This window comes from Desemzia sp. FAM 23988, assembly GCF_045528365.1.
In the GTDB taxonomy this organism is placed as follows: domain Bacteria; phylum Bacillota; class Bacilli; order Lactobacillales; family Carnobacteriaceae; genus Desemzia.
The window spans coordinates 13818-30369 of record NZ_JBGQQS010000029.1 but is presented as its reverse complement, the minus strand read 5'-3'; the positions used below and the strand labels follow the sequence as shown (position 1 = coordinate 30369).

The following is a 16552-nucleotide window of genomic DNA, read 5'->3' as shown; positions in this document are numbered from 1 at the left end:
TGGTTTAATGATGGCTAATTTTTCGTCTGCGCTTAATTTAACTCGTTTAGACAATAAAAAACACTCCCTACAAAATAGTTTAGAAATTTTTGTTATTTCTAGTGTCTACTTTGTAGGGAGTGTATCAGAAGTTGTGTTCCCTTTAAGGTAAGATTATCTTCAAAAAGGAACGCAAATTAAAATTGCGTTCCTTTTTTGAATTAATTTTTAACTAACTGGCACGCAAATGGACTTTTGCTGCTTCAGCAGCAGTAGAAGTGTAAGGATCACTATTCCTTGTTTACGTGCGCTGTAGATAGAGTCATTCTATGTTACATAATAGGTAGCTGTTAACGCACAGCTGAGCGAGATAGTCGGATCACCTTAACCTTTCTTTTTGTAGTAAACTCCCAAAAGATTAATGACAATCCCCTCCTTTAAGTAGAATGAAATTGGATGAAGAAGCAAGTAGACCGCCTAATATAATTCGGAGGTTTATTGCGTTGAGCTGAAGCAGTCAAATAGAAAAGTTGAAACAGCTCATTTAAGCGATCAGTAAGGTTTGTCATTTAATCACTCCTTCATCTGATGTAAGTAGTGTTAAAAAAGCAGCCTTCAGCACATTAGCCAAAGACTGCAGTATGGTTTATCTTAAATATCTGTTGTTTCTGTTTACAGAGTCACGAACTCGCACTTGCACACGAACAGCTTTTCTTTTCATCATAGAAAAGCGAGCATGCAGGAAAAATACTGAGGTAAACAACATCATGAATCCTGAACTGAAAATTAGGGTATTTGCGTTCATTTCACTCATCCTCTCTCAACGACGCTTTGTCCTGCTGCACTTAAATGATAAATCAAGTGACTTTTATTACATCTTCATTATCGCTTATTGAATAGAATAGTTCAACAAATATACCCTTAGTTTCCTATTTTTTTTGAGCCTCTTGTAAGGGAAGGGAAAATAAAATGATATGTAAACGGATTCTTTAGTGCTATAATGAAATAGAATTTTAGTATGATGAGGTGGCTGAATGAAATACAGTGTTTTAGATTTTTCTACCAAAGAAACAACGGTCTCAACTAGAAAAAGCCTGAATGACAGAGTAAAACTGGCGAGACTTGCAGAGTCGTTAAATTACACCCGCTTTTGGATTTCGGAAAACGATTCTAATCCCGTCATAGTCGGAAGTACGCCGGAATTGGTCATGTCTCATTTAGCTCTTGCGACCAATGACATTCGTATTGGCTCTGCGGGAATTATGGTTCCTTATTACAATGGAGAAAAAATTGCGGATACTTTCAAAACGATGGCTATTGTAAGAAATAGTCGGATAGACGTTGGGATAGGACAAGTTGCTGGCAGCGGACAATGGTTTTCGAAAGCTTTAAATGAAAATAAGACAGAATTTTCCCGATTTGCAAATGAAATGAATGAACTCAAAAGATTGTTGGGCTCTTCCATTACAATGAAAGAAAAAAGTTCTTATGCATCCTTGATGCAAACGGGGAGCCCGGAAATTTTCATTCTAAACAGTCATCCACAGAGTGTTGGCCTAACAGCAAATATAGGAGCGGGATTTTTTGCGGCTCATTATTTGAATCCGAGCATTGAATTGAAAGAGGCTGCCAAAAAATACAGAGAACAGTTTGTGAAAAGCGAATTAGTGGAAAAGGCGACAGTGATACTGGGAGTTTTCATTGCAATTGGAGAAAGTTCAGAGGAAAATGAACAATTGAAAAAGGAATTTGCTCAATGGAACCAATTGAATCAAGATTCATCCGTAATTTCTCCTCTTCAAGAAGCTATTATTGGTTCCGCGGAACAGGTAGTAGAAAAGGTGAGTCAAATGGCTGAAGAGTATCAGGCGGATGAAGTGATGTTGATCCCCAATATAGATAATAATGCACGTAGAGAAAAAACGATTCAATTGTTTGCCGATGCACTGTCGAAAAAAAGAAAGGCTTATTTTTAACGTACTTGTATAAAGAGATTGACAACAACACAATAGAATAAGGAGTGGGACATGTGATATATCAAGCAGCAGAAAATCGTTACGATAAGATGATTTACAATCGAGTAGGAAAGAGCGGGTTAAAATTACCGGCTATTTCATTGGGAATGTGGCACAACTTTGGTGATGTAGATTTATTTGATAAAAGCCAAGCGATTGTGCGGAGAGCTTTTGATTTAGGTATCACGCATTTTGATTTAGCGAATAATTATGGTCCGCCAGCAGGAAGTGCTGAAGAAAACTTTGGACGAATCTACGAAAAAGATTTAAAACCGTACCGTGATGAATTGATCATTTCCAGTAAAGTTGGTTATTACATGTGGCCAGGCCCATATGGAGAATTCGGCTCAAAGAAAAATGTGACGGCTAGTATAGATCAAAGTTTGAAACGGATGGGATTGGAGTATGTCGATATCTTTTATTCACACCGTCCTGATCCAGAAACACCTTTTGAAGAAACAGCTCAAGCATTGGATTTGATGGTCCGTCAAGGAAAAACATTATATGTAGGAATCTCCAACTACTCTGCTGAACAGACTGCTGAGATAACGAGTATTTTCAAAGAATTAAAGACACCGTTCATTATTCACCAGCCTTCTTACAACATGTATAACCGATGGATAGAAGAGGGGCTGCAAGATATTTTAACTGAAAATGGAACAGGTAGTATAGCGTATAGCCCGTTAGCGCAAGGATTATTAACAGATCGTTACTTAAATGGTGTTCCAGAAGACTCACGTGCTAGTCGGACATCAAGTCCATTTTTAAATACTGACCAGGTCCACAAAAAAATTACGCAATCGCAAGCATTGAATGAAGTTGCTAAACGTCGTGGACAAACGTTAGCAGAAATGGCCATTGCTTGGATCTTACGAGACGGCAAAGTAACCAGTGTCTTAGTGGGGGCAAGTCGCGTTTCGCAACTGGAAGATAATGTTAAGGCTCTAGATAATCTAACCTTTACTAAAGAGGAATTAAGTGAAATTGATGGTATTCTAGCAGAAAATAAAGGATAATTGAATGAGCAACCAAGGCTCCTCAGTCTAGTTGATTGAGGAGCCTTTTTACTAAGGAGGAAAAAAATATGCATTTTTCACACATTCATCATGTAGCGATCATTGCTTCTGATTATGAAGTATCCAAGCGTTTTTATACTGAATTACTGGGGTTGGAAATCATTCGCGAAAACTATCGAGCAGAAAGAGATTCTTACAAATTAGATCTCAAAATAGGAGATAGCGAAATCGAGTTGTTCTCTTTTCCAAATCCGCCCAAAAGATCCAGTGGTCCTGAAGCAACAGGACTCAGACATTTGTGTTTTTATATCGAAAATATTGAAGAAACAGTTGCAGAGCTGAATCAAAAAGGCATCGAAACAGAAGCGATTCGAGTAGATGAATTCACAGGCGGAAAATTTACTTTCTTTAGGGATCCAGATGGTTTGCCTTTAGAATTGCATGAGTAGTCTTTTTTTCTGTTACACTAAAAGAAATAACATCATGAAGGAGAGTGTCGTTTTTGGAGTTCAGTATTTTAGATTATGTTCCCAAAGATGAAGGCATGTCCGCTAGTGTTCGACTGTTGGTAGAAATGATAGTGCTAGGTTAAAGAGAACGCGTTTTTTGAATCTTTTCGTGAGTTACGTTAAAATAGAAAAAGAAACAATAAGATCACTGAATAGAGGAGAATGTTGAAATGGCTACTAAAATGATTCACACTTGTTACCGAGTACAAGATTTGGAAAAATCGGTAGAGTTCTATACAACTATTTTAGGCATGAAAGAAATGCGTCGCTTAGATTACCCTGAATTTAAGTTTACACTGGTTTACCTAGCATTTGAAGAAGGCGGCTATGAACTAGAATTAACGTATAATTACAGCGCTGAAGCGTACGACTTAGGAAACGGCTATGGACATATTGCCATCGGTGTAGACGATTTAAATGCTGTACATGAAGAATACAAAGCTAAAAATTGCGACATCACGGACATCAAAGGACTGTCTGATGGAGCAGCAACGTACTTCTTCATCATGGATCCAGACGGTTATAAAATTGAAGTTGTCCAAAATTAACGTTAAAAAATGAATTATACAAGAAAAGACAAATTCACTAGAGGTATGACTAGCCTCCAGTGAATTTCTCTTTTTACATAGGGGGATATTAAATGCAATTTGATTCAAGCTCGTTTCACTATTCATCTAGAAGAGAATTGGTTTATGGAAAAAAAGGCATGGTTTCGACGACACATCCGTTAGCTTCTCAAGCAGGATTAGAGATGTTGAAAAAAGGCGGAAACGCGATTGATGCGATTTTGGCTGCAGCAGCAACACTAACTGTCGTCGAACCTTCTGCAAATGGAATCGGTGGAGATAGTTTTGCCATTATTTGGTACAAAGGGGAAATGTATGGCTTGAATTCAAGTGGATCAGCTCCTTGCTTGATGCTGCACGAAACTTTAAAGCAAAAAGGAACGGAAATTGCTCGCTATGGTCTGGATCCAGTCACTGTACCCGGCGTTCCGAGCGGCTGGGCTGCTTTAGCAGAAAAATTCGGTAATCTCTCTTTAAGCGAGGTGTTGGAACCGGCAGCGGTGATTGCAGAGGAAGGACATCCTGTTACCAGTAAGATTGCTGAAGCGTGGGAGAGAACCTATCATATTTTCTCCAAACAGCTGGAAAAATATCCAGTGCTGCAAACGTGGTTTGAGACGTTTTGTCCGAATGGGCAACCCATCAAAGCCGGCGAAATGTGGTCTTCAAAAGGGCATGCTAAAATGCTGCGAGAAATAGGGGCTACGAATGCGGAAGCTTTTTATCAGGGGTGGATAGCGGATGAAATCGATGCTTTTTCTAAAAAGCACGAAGGCTATTTACGCAAAGAAGATTTAGCGAACCACCAAGTTGAATGGATAGAGCCTATTTCGACAAATTATAAAGGGTACGATGTTTGGGAGATGCCACCAAACGGACAAGGAATTGTAGTATTGATGGCTTTAAATATTTTAGAGCAATTGGAGTTAAAAGACAAAGAGAATCCAGATACCTATCACAAACAAATTGAAGCGATCAAGTTGGCATTTAGTGACGGCTTACGTTATATTGCAGATTCTAGAACAATGGAAACTAAAATTGAAGCCATGTTATCAAAAGAGTATGCCAAAAATCGAGCAGATTTAGTAAATGATACTGCCATTTTGCCAGAGCCGGGTAAATTTGATAACCCTGGTACGGTTTATTTAGCTGCGGCGGATGAGGAAGGAAATATGATTTCTTATATCCAAAGCAATTACGCTGGTTTCGGTTCGGGAGCCGTTGTGCCTGGTTTAGGAATCAGTTTGCACAATCGAGGCAACCAGTTCTCGTTGGATGAAAATCATCCCAATGTGTTGCTCCCTGGGAAAAGACCGTTTCATACCATTATTCCTGGATTTCTGACAAGAGATGGAGCAGCAATCGGACCATTTGGGGTCATGGGTGGAGGCATGCAGCCTCAAGCTCATCTGCAAGTGTTGAGCAGTATGATCGATTTTCAGTTGAATCCTCAAGATGCATTAGATGCTCCTCGTTGGCAATGGCTGGAAGAGAAGAAGATTCTAGTGGAACCTCACTTTCCTTATCCCGTGATTCAAGAATTGCTGAAGAGAGGCCACCAGGTACAAATCGCGACCAGCAGCGGTTCATTTGGAAGAGGTCAAGTCATTTTGCGACAGGAAAATGGCGTACTGGTCGGTGGAACAGAATCTAGAGCAGATGGGCATATCGCAGTTTGGTAGCGGAAAAAAGAGCAGCTTGTTTTGTACAAAAGAAGAAGTTAGAATCGAAAAGAACTTCTTCTTTTACTGTGCTGTTTAAGAAATGACTATTAGTCTATACATATTATCTAAAAATATATCTTTACTAAAAATTGGATGTGTAATATAATTTGGGCGAAAAGGGTCGCAAACAAATGTAAGCGATTTATAAAATGGAGTTAAAAATAGTAGAAAAAGAGAGGTATTCTAATTGAAAGAATTTCAATTCATTCACATCAACGAAGCAGCAAACGAATTTCACTTGAGCAACCAAGCTGTCAGCTACATTTTTAGAGTAGATCCAACCACTCATCAATTGGAACAATTATACTTTGGTAAAAAAATTCAACACAGAAAATCCTTTTTCTATCTTGTTGAACGGGAAAACCGTCCAGCGAATAACTTGTATGAAGGGAATCATACCTCTTCTTTAGAACACATCAAACAAGAATACCCAAGCTTCGGAACGACCGATTTTAGATACCCGGCTCATCAAATTAAATGGCCGTCTGGAGATCAAGTTACTCATCTTGAATATGCATCTTACACAATATCAAAAGGAAAACCAACTTTAGAAGGTCTTCCAGCTACATATGTCGACAGTAAAGAAGAAGCCGAAACTCTCACCATTATCTTGAAAGATATTTATTCAGAATTAGAAGTGCAGTTGAACTACACCATCTTTTCTGCATTTTCTGCTATCACCAGAAGCGCTTGTTTTATTAATAGCGGAACAACAACAATCCAATTGGAAAATGCGATGAGTGCCAGCGTTGATTTTCCTGATGCTGACTTTGAATTGCTGCATTTGAATGGAGCTTGGGCCAGAGAAACGCATGTGGAGCGAAAAGCGCTTCATACAGGATTGCAATCTGTTTCCAGTGCACGTGGAGCCAGCAGTCATGCACATAATCCTTTTATGGCTTTAGTACGACCTGAGACGACCGAATTAAATGGGGAAGTCTACGGGTTCAGTTTGATCTACAGCGGCAATTTTACAGCTCAGGTAGAAGTCGATACGTATCATGTAACGAGAGCCATGTTGGGAATCAATCCTTTCCGATTCAACTGGCAATTAAATGAAGGCGATTTCTTCCAAACCCCTGAAGCAGTGTTAGTTTATTCTGATGCAGGTTTAAATGGCATGAGCCAGACTTATCACGAGTTATATCGGACACGTTTAGCGAGAGGCCGGTGGCGCGATAAAGAGCGGCCAATTCTGATTAATAACTGGGAAGCAACTTATTTTGATTTCAACGAGGAAAAGATCCTTGAAATTGCTCGAAATGGAGCTGAATTGGGCATGGAATTATTTGTGCTGGATGACGGTTGGTTCGGGAAACGTGATGATGATACCAGTTCATTAGGGGATTGGGTAGAAGACAAAACTAAATTGTCTAATGGAATCAAAGGATTGTCTGAAAAAATCCATCAATTGGGATTGAAGTTTGGATTATGGTTCGAACCGGAAATGGTGAGCAAAAATACACCTCTCCATGATGAACACTCAGACTGGGTCATTGGCGTTCCAGGGAAAAATATTTCTCACGGCAGAAACCAATTTGTTCTTGATTTTTCCAGACCTGAAGTGGTCGATTCAATCTTCCAGCAAATGGACGCAATCCTGCACGATGCGCAAGTTGATTACATCAAATGGGATATGAACCGCTATATTTCGGAAGCTTATTCAGACGCTTTGCCGCCAGAACAACAAGGAGAAATTTATCATCGGTATATTCTAGGTGTATACGAGTTGTATGAGCGATTGATTACTAAATATCCGGATATTTTGTTTGAATCTTGTGCAGGCGGAGGAGCGCGTAATGATCCGGGTATGCTGTATTATGCGCCGCAAGCTTGGGCTAGTGATGATACAGATGCTGTAGAACGTTTGAAGATCCAATACGGAACTTCGATGGTGTATCCTTTGTCCAGTATCGGAAGCCATGTTTCGGCAGTCCCTAATCATCAAGTCGGACGAGTGACTTCAATGGATATAAGGTCAAACGTAGCTTATTTTGGGACATTTGGTTACGAAATGGACATCACAACATTGAGTGATGCTGGTAAAGAATCTATTCGTCATCATGTTCAATTCTTCAAAAAACATCGCGCATTAGTCCAACAAGGGACATTTTATCGTTTAGAGAGTCCATTTGACGGGAACACTGTTGCTTGGATGCTGGTTTCAAAAGACCAATCTGAAGCATTGGTAGGGTATTACCAAATTTTAGCGACGCCAAATCCAGCTTATGAACGCTTGAAATTAACAGGTTTGAATCCGGAAACAATGTATATTGTAGAGCCGATAAATCAAAGCCGGTATGGAGATGATTTGATGGCTGTCGGATTATTATTTGCAGATGATGTGACTAACGGTATAGAGCCGACTTGGAAGTTCAATCGTCATGGCGACTTTACCAGCAATATGTTTTATTTGAAAAGTAACGATTCATTGGAGGACAAGAAATGGGAATAGCAGCTTTTGATATTGGAGGGACTTCTGTCAAGTATGGAATCTGGGAAAATGATGCGTTGAGTCATAAAGGCAGTTTTAAGTCGCCTCGTACTTGGGATGGAATGAAAGCAGAATTGCAGCGCGTAAAAGAAGAAATGGCTGAAAAATACGTTATTGATGGTGTAACGTTTAGTGCTCCAGGGGCGGTCAATCAAATTGGAAGAGTCATTGAGGGAGCCAGTGCATTACCCTATTTGCACCACTTTCCAATTTATGAGGAATTGGAAGAGTTGTTAGGGTACAAGGTAGCTATCGAAAATGATGCTAACTGTGCGGCTTTAGCAGAAGTGTGGCGAGGCTCCGCTAAAGGCTTGAAGAATGTATTGATGGTAGTGGTTGGAACTGGAATTGGAGGATCGGTGATCGTAGATGGTGAGGTTCAACATGGAGCTCATTTATTTGGCGGGGAATTCGGCTACACGTTGTTAACGGAGACTCAAACATTCAGCCAGCTGGGGACGGCTGTAAAAATGGCTGGACGCTATGCAGAGCGCAAGGGAATACCGAAATCGGAGATCAGCGGGGAGGAAGTTTTTCAGTTAGCAGAAGCTGGAGATGAAATAGCAATGGAAGAGACAGAAACATTTTACCGCTCTTTAGCCCGCGGCATATTCAATTTGCAGTACAGTTACGATCCGGACTTAGTATTGCTGGGAGGCGGAGTATCCAATAAACCGGATATTATCGATCAATTAAATAAACGATTTGAAGACATTTTAACTCAAGTTCAAATAGCACCTTTTATGCCTCAAGTAGAAACGTGCTTGTTTAAAAGTGATGCCAATTTAGTCGGTGCGGTGTACAATTATTTGCAAAAAACTACTGGAAAGATGGAGAGAACAGATGAAATTAAAGCAAACTGAGCGTATTTTATTTTTTGGAGATAGTATTACAGATGTTGGTCGGGACCGTGACGATTTTTATGACTTAGGCAAAGGGTACCCGTTGATGGTGGCAGGCAGGTTGCAAGCTGAATACCCTGCATTAAAGTTGTCCTTTTTAAACCGCGGTATCAGTGGCGAAAGGTAGCAGATTTGAAGAAACGGTTAGAAGAAGACTGTGTTTCGTTAAACCCAACAGTCGTATCGATTTTGATCGGAATAAACGATACGTGGCACCAAGAAGGATCGGCAGAATTTGGGTCAGCTGTGCTAATGGAGCAATTCGAACAAGAATATCGAGAAGTATTGAGCGCAATCAAAGAAAAAACAGGTGCTCAAATTGTGGTAATGGAACCTTTTGTATTGCCTTATCCCACAGACCGAGCAAGTTGGAGAGTGGACTTGGATCAACGAATTCAAATCACTCGTAAATTAGCTGAAGAATTCCAAGCTGATTTTGTAGCGTTGGATGGTCCGTTGAATGCTTACGGCATTAAACACAGTTTCCAATATTTAACAGGAGAAGACGGAGTTCATCCTACTGTTGCAGGCCATGGAGTGATTACCGAAAAATGGTTGGAAAACATAGAATAAACAGCAAAGTAATCAGCTAACGAAATACAAAAAGAAACCAAAGAGGGATTTCCTGCTTTGGTTTCTTTTTGTGTAGGCTTTAAAAAATCAATTTGTAAGAGAAACAGCATTTGGAATCAATGGAAATGTCGGCAAATGAAAAAATTGTTGGATGCTTAAAGCAGCTCCGCCTAAAAGAATCGCTTCTTCCCCCAACAATGAATTTTCAATAGGGGTTTTTAAACTAAATGAACTAACGATATTTTTTCTGATCAAAGGTAAAAGAGCAGGAATCTCGTTAATCAATGTAGAGTTCAAATACACTTTTTCTGGACCATAACTTGCGATAGCGTTATTGATGCCGATACTGATATGAAAAGCAAACTCTTCGATCAATTGAATCGTTTCAGGGTCCCCGGATTTGTAAAAGGCAATGAGATCAGCTAAAGAAAATGTCGGATCGTTTTTTAACTGCTGAAGAGCAGCAAGAACGGCTCGTTGAGAACTGTATTGTTCCAAACACCCCTTATTTCCGCAAGGACAGTCTTTGCCATGAGGATAAAGGATCGTATGCCCAATTTCTCCACTGCGTCCATCTCGACCGTGATACAGCTCATTATTGATGATACCCGTGTTTTTCGTGAAGTGGCAGAATTGGGAAATGAACTAGCACATTTAGGCAATCAGTTGATTGGTGCTGAGACCAAAGCTAGAATAGGCATTATTTTTGATTGGGATAATTATTGGGCATTGGAATACACTAGTGGACCGACAGTTGATTTGTATTATGTGGATCAAATCCAGAGGTATTATGAAACGTTATACCATAATCAAGTGGCGGTAGATATTATTCCAGTAGATGCTGATTTTGAGCAATACGATATGATCTTAGCTCCTGTTCTTTATATGGTCAAAAAAGGAACAGCTGAAAAGTTGGAACAATTTGTAGCAAAGGGAGGAACGTTCCTGACGTCTTTCATGAGTGGAATTGTAGACCAAAGCGATAATGTCCATCTTGGAGGATATCCAGGACCATTAAGAAAGTTATTGGGAATTTGGGTGGAAGAAATCGATGCCTTGGCTCCTGAAAAGCGCAATACAGTTGAATTTGGGAGTAGAGATTGGAACAAACCGTCTTATGAATGTTCAATGTTGTGTGACTTGCTGCATTTAGAAGGGGCAGAGGCAATAGCTGAGTACAAGAGTGATTTTTATAAAGGCATGCCTGCAGTGACGAAAAACTCTTTTGGAAAAGGAGAAGCTTGGTATTTGGCAACACTTCCTGAAAAAGAGATGCTTCAAGAAATTATTGATCACTTATTGAAAGAAAAAAATATTGTTGGTTTCGGAGTTCAGGCTGAGGGAATTGAAATCACCAGCCGCGTGAAAGACGGCAAAGAATTTATTTTTGTGATGAACCACACGGATGAAGCACAAACTGTAGCAAATAGTTTTGTAGGATATGAGGATATTTTGTCCTCAGCTGAAGGAACAGAAGAGTTGCTGCTTGAACCTTTTGGAGTGAGTATTTATACGAAATAAACAATAGGAGACAAGAACTGGTATCGGTTCTTGTCTCTTATTTTGGCTCTTCATCTTCTGGCGTTGGTAAAGAACTCTCCTGCGACCAATGAGAGTTAGAGTAAAATCTGATTTGTGGGAGTGATTTTTTATGTCAAAGTATAGTAAAGTGAAGAATAGGGTTTGAACATCAAGAGAAAAATTGCCATGATGAAGAATGGAGTTTGAACATCAAGGAGAAAATTGTCTTGATGAAGAATGTAGTTTAAACATCAAGGGGAAAATTGCCTTGATGAAGAATGTAGTTTAAACATCAAGGGGAAAATTGCCATGATGAAAAATGGAGTTTGAACATCAAGAGAAAAATTGCCATGATGAAAAACGAAGATCTCTTTCACACTATTACTCTAGTAATTTCTCAATAGGATACATCTTAATTTTTACTTACCAACGTCAAATATTGCAGACACCCTATTTTCAGTTTTTTATGAATTGTTCGTACAAAGACTGAACCCGACCTCGGAAAAATTGCATTAAGAGATCTAAGAAAAAAGCGAGAATGAGGGTATTGATGACTAAACGTAGCATTAAAGACAAACCCGCCTATTGATACGTATAAGATATTTAGGACAATTCGGATTATTTGAAGGAAAAGCGTTCGTATGAGTTTTCTTCTATAATGAGGTGCTTAATGAACTCCTTATAGCTTAAACTGTTGCCAAATAGTAATCGGATACAACTTATTGCAGGAGATTTTATCTAAGGTGATAAGAAAACTAAGGACCAAACAGATTCATCAGGAACGAAAAAACAACTTGTAATTTTCCCCACCAGGTGGTATGATTCTATACATGCGATGAGTTGACCAGCAATCAGGTGATTTTGTCATTTCGCTGCGGCGACTAGTGATTGCTAAGAAATAGGCAGGGCACAAGTGCGTAAGCACACTGCGGGATGCAGGTGTTTGGATCCCTCTGTTTTGTGGAATTCATGGAACCTATTGAATGTAAATTCAATACTGTCGGAAAAGCTCGAGATATTGCTTCTTAGGAAGCGATTATCTCGAGCTTTTTTTGTTTTTTTATGTAACCGTTAGATTTTAAAAATGTAGATTTCCCATACGGCACAGCTATTCTTCTAATAGAACAGTATCTACTTTTCTGATTACATCAATAGCCAACTTAAGATCTCGCAAATTTTGTTCTGTAGGGATATTTTGGATGCAAAACACTTTTTTATCTAAAAGATAGTCAATAGAAGTGGTAGAAATCAAGATATCATAGTCCATATTTTTTAACAGCTTTAATGATAATCTAGGTTCCATATAAAGTTCTGAAACAACATCACCGCCATATTGAATGTTGATAAGGTCACGCAACATTTTTGCATGTTCTAAATCATACGTACTAATAATCAGTAATTTGGCTTTTCTGCGTTGCTTGTGTAACGCAACGAGTAAGTTATCCCAGTGGATGACTAGGGTGTATATTAATTCATCTATTGAATGACGACTGAAAATCAAATCCATTTCCTGTTGGTAATGACGGATCTGCTTTGTTGCTGAATGAATAAAATTTGGAACATCTTTTTCAAGTGAACGAACAAAATATTCTTTTTGATCAAAAGGAATATAAGGTGTTTTTCGTATATGTTTATTTGGCCTCGAAACAATCTTCGAAAGGTTATAAAGATCAAGCAGAAGATGTTCTTTATTGGGTATGGGAATTCTAAATTGGTTGGAGAGACTATCTAACATATTTGATAGTAGAGCGATTGATTTTTTTAACACTGGCTCTGTTTCTGCTTCTTTGATGAGCTAGTCATATGTAAAAGCAAAACTATTCGTCAAAAATACAGCAAAAACTTGTTCAATAAACTCCGGCTGAAAAGAAATGTTCATTATATTTTCAAGAGGTTTCAAAATAAAACGAAATTTTGTTAAATCAGGGATATATTTTGCCAAGTTATTTGGTTTTATATCCATATAGTGTCCCTTTTGCGTTCGAATCAAACTAACAGCGATCCAGTGTTTTACACGTTCAAAATCTGAAAAATTCAAGGGAGTATGGATGAATTTAGCTGAGAGCACTATGAAATTCTCGAATATTTTTCTATCCATAGTAGGGTATGGCCAGTCAACATGAGTGCATTTCTCCATAAAATAGGAAATATAAAATGAACGTATAGTGGATTCTGGCCCCTCTAACCGGCAAGGATTCGTTAGGATTTTAAGGGGATAATCTTCCAACACGAGATTGATTTTTTTGATTGTCCTGGCTAGTGTAGGAGAACTGATGTATAAGAATTCAGCCATTTCATCAAGAGATTTTGTCTCATCATGAAATAAACTTTCAAGAAATAAAAAATGAGTACTCTCTTTTAAGATGAGACGATAAACCATTTCAATACTCATATTTGTAGGTAAAAATAAGCAAACCCCTCTGTAAGAAGTTTGAAGATAGTCTTTAGCTAACAATTCTTTTAAAGAGAGCACATCTTGTTTGAGTGTTTTCTCAGAGCAATGCAACGTCATAGCAAGAACGGGGATCGGCATCCAATCTTCATTAGCATAAAGGGTTTCGAAAAGCTTCAGTTTTCGTTCTTCATATTTTTCTAAAATTTCACGCATGGGTATCCCTCCAAAGTTGTCGCTTACTATTGAAGATGCAGTTTGAATCAATGAGTCATTTATTATACCAGTTGTTTTTATTTTTAGTTACTGTATAAAAGAAACTAAGAAGATTAAAAAAATAGGAACGGTTCAAGTCAGCATCTTTTGGATATATCGTCTTGAACGAGTAATTTTTTTATTGAGGCGCAGAGAATTCTTTTAAGGCACCTACTTGATAACTTAAATAAGTATAATTTTGTTTTACATACATATCTTTTGGAGTATCTTCCGCGTCAGCAACTAAAATAACCGTCCGGGATCCTGCCATGTCCATGACAAAATGTTGGATTTCTGTGCCGATGCCTTGACGTTGGTAGTCCTCTAACACAAAAAAGTTATCTATTTCTACAGTATCTTCCCCTAACAGCAAATCAACTCCGCCAACAGCTTGCTGACCTAGATAGGCGATGACTTGCTGCACCTTTGGATCATCAAAATCTTGTTCATAGAGTTCTTGTTTTTGACGAGCAAAGGTTTCACTGATTTGAATATCTTGAGTGCGATTGAGCTGCTTGAACACTTCTAGAGTATCTTCTGTAACAAGTCCAACAGTAACAGCAGAGTTTCTTTTTGTAGCTAAGAAATCTTTCGGATCGATAGCGTATAATTCTAAAATTTCTATTCCGTAACCATTACTGGATAGGTAATCAATAATGGGCTCTGTAAATCCATAGTCTTCTGGCCAATAGAATTTCACATGGTCCATTTTCATATCTTCATGGAATTCCAACAGTATTTTTTCAATTAATCGGAATTCTTCTAAAGTGGGCTGGTACTTTAAACGCATAAAATTATAATCATACATGAATAGTGCATCGTGATTGTGGTACAGCTTATAAAATTCATTTTCTTCAATTAACGTTGTTTTTGAAGTGATGTTATCAAAAGTAATCATAGTAGACCCTCATCCATTTATATTTTGTTATGTTTAGTATACCGCCACATGAGAAGTAGATAAAGACATAATTAGACGGCACAAAAAAATAAAGACGAATTAACCGTCTTTATTCAATCAATAAAAAAAAGATTTATTGTGGATTAGTTGCTGCATCGATAACTTCTTGTGGAATTGTCATATCGTTCGTTTCATTCAATTACCGTATTCATGCTCAATGTTCATCACTGAATCATGACCTTCTTGAACGCCGGATAAATGACTGTTCAATTCTTCAATAATTGAAGTCTTTCCTTAACAGAAACAAAATAATTAGTCGCTTTCTTTAATAGAGAAGCTTATGGCATAATATAAGAAAACAGGTTAGTGGAGGGAAAATATGAAGAAACAACGAATGTACATCATTTCTTTAGATGCTTTTGGTGCAAATGACTTAACATACGCTAGAACATTGCCTAATTTTAAAATGCTGTTGGAAAGAAGCGCACTAGTGGAGAAAGTAGAAACGGTGTACCCTTCTTTAACTTATATGGCTCATACATCAATTATGACGGGCGTTTATCCCAATAAACATGGGATTACGAATAATACATATGTACAACCAGGTCGTAAGTCTCCAGATTGGCACTGGTACGCGAAAGATATTCAAGTTCCAACTCTTTTTGATGCAGCACATGAAAAAGATTACAAGACAGCCAGTTTTCTTTGGCCAGTAACTGGAAGAAGTAAATCGATCGATTACAATTTAACAGAGATTTTTCCGAATCGTCCTTGGCAGAATCAAGTCTTGGTCTCTCTTTATTCTTCTACGCCTAAATTTATTCTCGAGTTGGAGCGGAAATTTGGCCGATTGAGAAATGGGATTCAGCAACCAGAACTGGATGAATTTTTAACTGCCAGTATACTAGAGACCATCGACACAAAGAACCCTGATTTAATGGCGATCCATTATGTTGAATTAGACAGTATGCGCCATCATTTTGGCGTACATTCCTCTGAAGCACAACAAGCGATTCGAAATATGGATAAGCATTTAGGACAGATCATTGAAGTGATGAAGCAAAAAGGTATTTTTGAAGAAACCGTCATAGCGATTTTAGGAGACCACTATCAGATAGATACCCATACAGTGATTCATTTAAACAGCTATTTCCAGCAATTAGGTTGGATCAAGACGGGAGAAAAGGAACAGCTTCTCGATTGGGAAGTTATGGCTAAGGGAGCAGAGGGAGCGACTTACATTTATACAAAACCAGAAACTGATTTAGAAAAAGTTCGTCAAGCACTTGAAGAGTTTCCAAAGGGAATCGAAACGATCTACACTCAAGCGCAAGCTGAACAATTGGGTGCTGACGGGTCTTGCAGTTTCTTGGTTGAAGCCGAAAGAGGGTACTATTTCGCAGACGATCTGGGATCTTTAATTGAACCAACGGAAGGCAGCGACTACCATAGAGCAACACATGGGTTTTCACCTACTAAAGAGAGTTATGAAACCATGTTGTTTCTTTCAGGACCAGGAATCGATTCAACAGCACTAGTGCCATTTGCACGTTTAGTGGATGAAGGTCCTACTTTCTTATATGCGATGGGATATGAATTCAATCATCCTACAGATGGAAGAATATTAACTGAGTTGTTTCTAGAAGGGAAAGGGGAGGTTAATCGTGCAAGAAACCAGTAAGAAGTTTACGTTTACTAAGCCGGAAAA

The 16552-nt window shown here is 38.5% G+C and carries 11 protein-coding genes and 2 pseudogenes; 10 read left to right on the top strand and 3 right to left on the bottom strand.

Annotation, left to right across the window (positions count from 1 at the left end; translation table 11 throughout):
• The first annotated feature begins 1013 nt into the window (after positions 1-1013).
• From ACEN4L_RS12290 to ACEN4L_RS12255, 8 genes and pseudogenes are all read left to right on the top strand, one after another.
• On the top strand, positions 1014-1955 hold the full coding sequence (locus ACEN4L_RS12290) for an MsnO8 family LLM class oxidoreductase (protein WP_407097552.1): 942 nt from the start codon (positions 1014-1016) through the stop codon (positions 1953-1955).
• A gap of 56 nt (positions 1956-2011) precedes the next feature.
• Positions 2012-3010 carry an L-glyceraldehyde 3-phosphate reductase gene (mgrA, locus tag ACEN4L_RS12285; protein ID WP_407097555.1) on the top strand — a complete coding sequence of 333 codons (999 nt, stop codon included), beginning with the start codon at positions 2012-2014 and terminating at the stop codon, positions 3008-3010.
• A 68-nt stretch (positions 3011-3078) separates the two neighbouring features.
• Entirely contained in the window at positions 3079-3459 is a 381-nt protein-coding gene (locus ACEN4L_RS12280) for a VOC family protein (RefSeq protein ID WP_407097551.1), read from the top strand.
• A 230-nt stretch (positions 3460-3689) separates the two neighbouring features.
• A complete protein-coding gene (locus ACEN4L_RS12275) occupies positions 3690-4067 on the top strand; it encodes a VOC family protein (RefSeq protein ID WP_407097550.1) in 378 nt (125 codons plus the stop codon).
• A gap of 92 nt (positions 4068-4159) precedes the next feature.
• Complete coding sequence (locus ACEN4L_RS12270; RefSeq protein WP_407097549.1) at positions 4160-5767, top strand: gamma-glutamyltransferase family protein; 1608 nt, start codon at positions 4160-4162, stop codon at positions 5765-5767.
• A gap of 229 nt (positions 5768-5996) precedes the next feature.
• The gene (locus ACEN4L_RS12265) at positions 5997-8264 is read left to right on the top strand and encodes an alpha-galactosidase (RefSeq protein WP_407097548.1); all 2268 of its coding nucleotides are present in this window, start codon (positions 5997-5999) and stop codon (positions 8262-8264) included.
• Positions 8255-9166: an ROK family protein gene (locus ACEN4L_RS12260; protein ID WP_407097547.1), complete on the top strand. Its 912-nt coding sequence runs from the start codon at positions 8255-8257 to the stop codon at positions 9164-9166. Before ACEN4L_RS12265 ends, ACEN4L_RS12260 begins: the two co-directional genes overlap by 10 nt.
• Positions 9147-9778, top strand: a pseudogene (locus ACEN4L_RS12255) (SGNH/GDSL hydrolase family protein). The gene ACEN4L_RS12260 and the pseudogene ACEN4L_RS12255 overlap by 20 nt, the downstream one beginning before the upstream one ends.
• Positions 9779-9865: 87 nt before the next feature.
• Here ACEN4L_RS12255 and ACEN4L_RS12250 read toward each other — a convergent pair.
• The gene (locus ACEN4L_RS12250) at positions 9866-10324 is read right to left on the bottom strand and encodes an ROK family protein (RefSeq protein ID WP_407097554.1); all 459 of its coding nucleotides are present in this window, start codon (positions 10322-10324) and stop codon (positions 9866-9868) included.
• Positions 10325-10327: 3 nt separating this feature from the next.
• Between ACEN4L_RS12250 and ACEN4L_RS12245 the strand changes: the two genes are divergently transcribed.
• Positions 10328-11299: a beta-galactosidase gene (locus tag ACEN4L_RS12245; RefSeq protein WP_407097546.1), complete on the top strand. Its 972-nt coding sequence runs from the start codon at positions 10328-10330 to the stop codon at positions 11297-11299.
• Between the two features lie 1108 nt (positions 11300-12407).
• Here ACEN4L_RS12245 and ACEN4L_RS12240 read toward each other — a convergent pair.
• Both ACEN4L_RS12240 and ACEN4L_RS12235 read right to left on the bottom strand, forming a co-directional pair.
• A pseudogene (locus ACEN4L_RS12240) lies at positions 12408-13907 on the bottom strand (helix-turn-helix domain-containing protein).
• Positions 13908-14085: 178 nt separating this feature from the next.
• Positions 14086-14844 carry a GNAT family N-acetyltransferase gene (locus ACEN4L_RS12235; RefSeq protein ID WP_407097545.1) on the bottom strand — a complete coding sequence of 253 codons (759 nt, stop codon included), beginning with the start codon at positions 14842-14844 and terminating at the stop codon, positions 14086-14088.
• A gap of 379 nt (positions 14845-15223) precedes the next feature.
• Here ACEN4L_RS12235 and ACEN4L_RS12230 point away from each other — a divergent pair, with 379 nt between their 5' ends.
• Entirely contained in the window at positions 15224-16525 is a 1302-nt protein-coding gene (locus tag ACEN4L_RS12230) for an ectonucleotide pyrophosphatase/phosphodiesterase (protein ID WP_407097544.1), read from the top strand.
• The last annotated feature ends 27 nt before the right edge of the window (positions 16526-16552 follow it).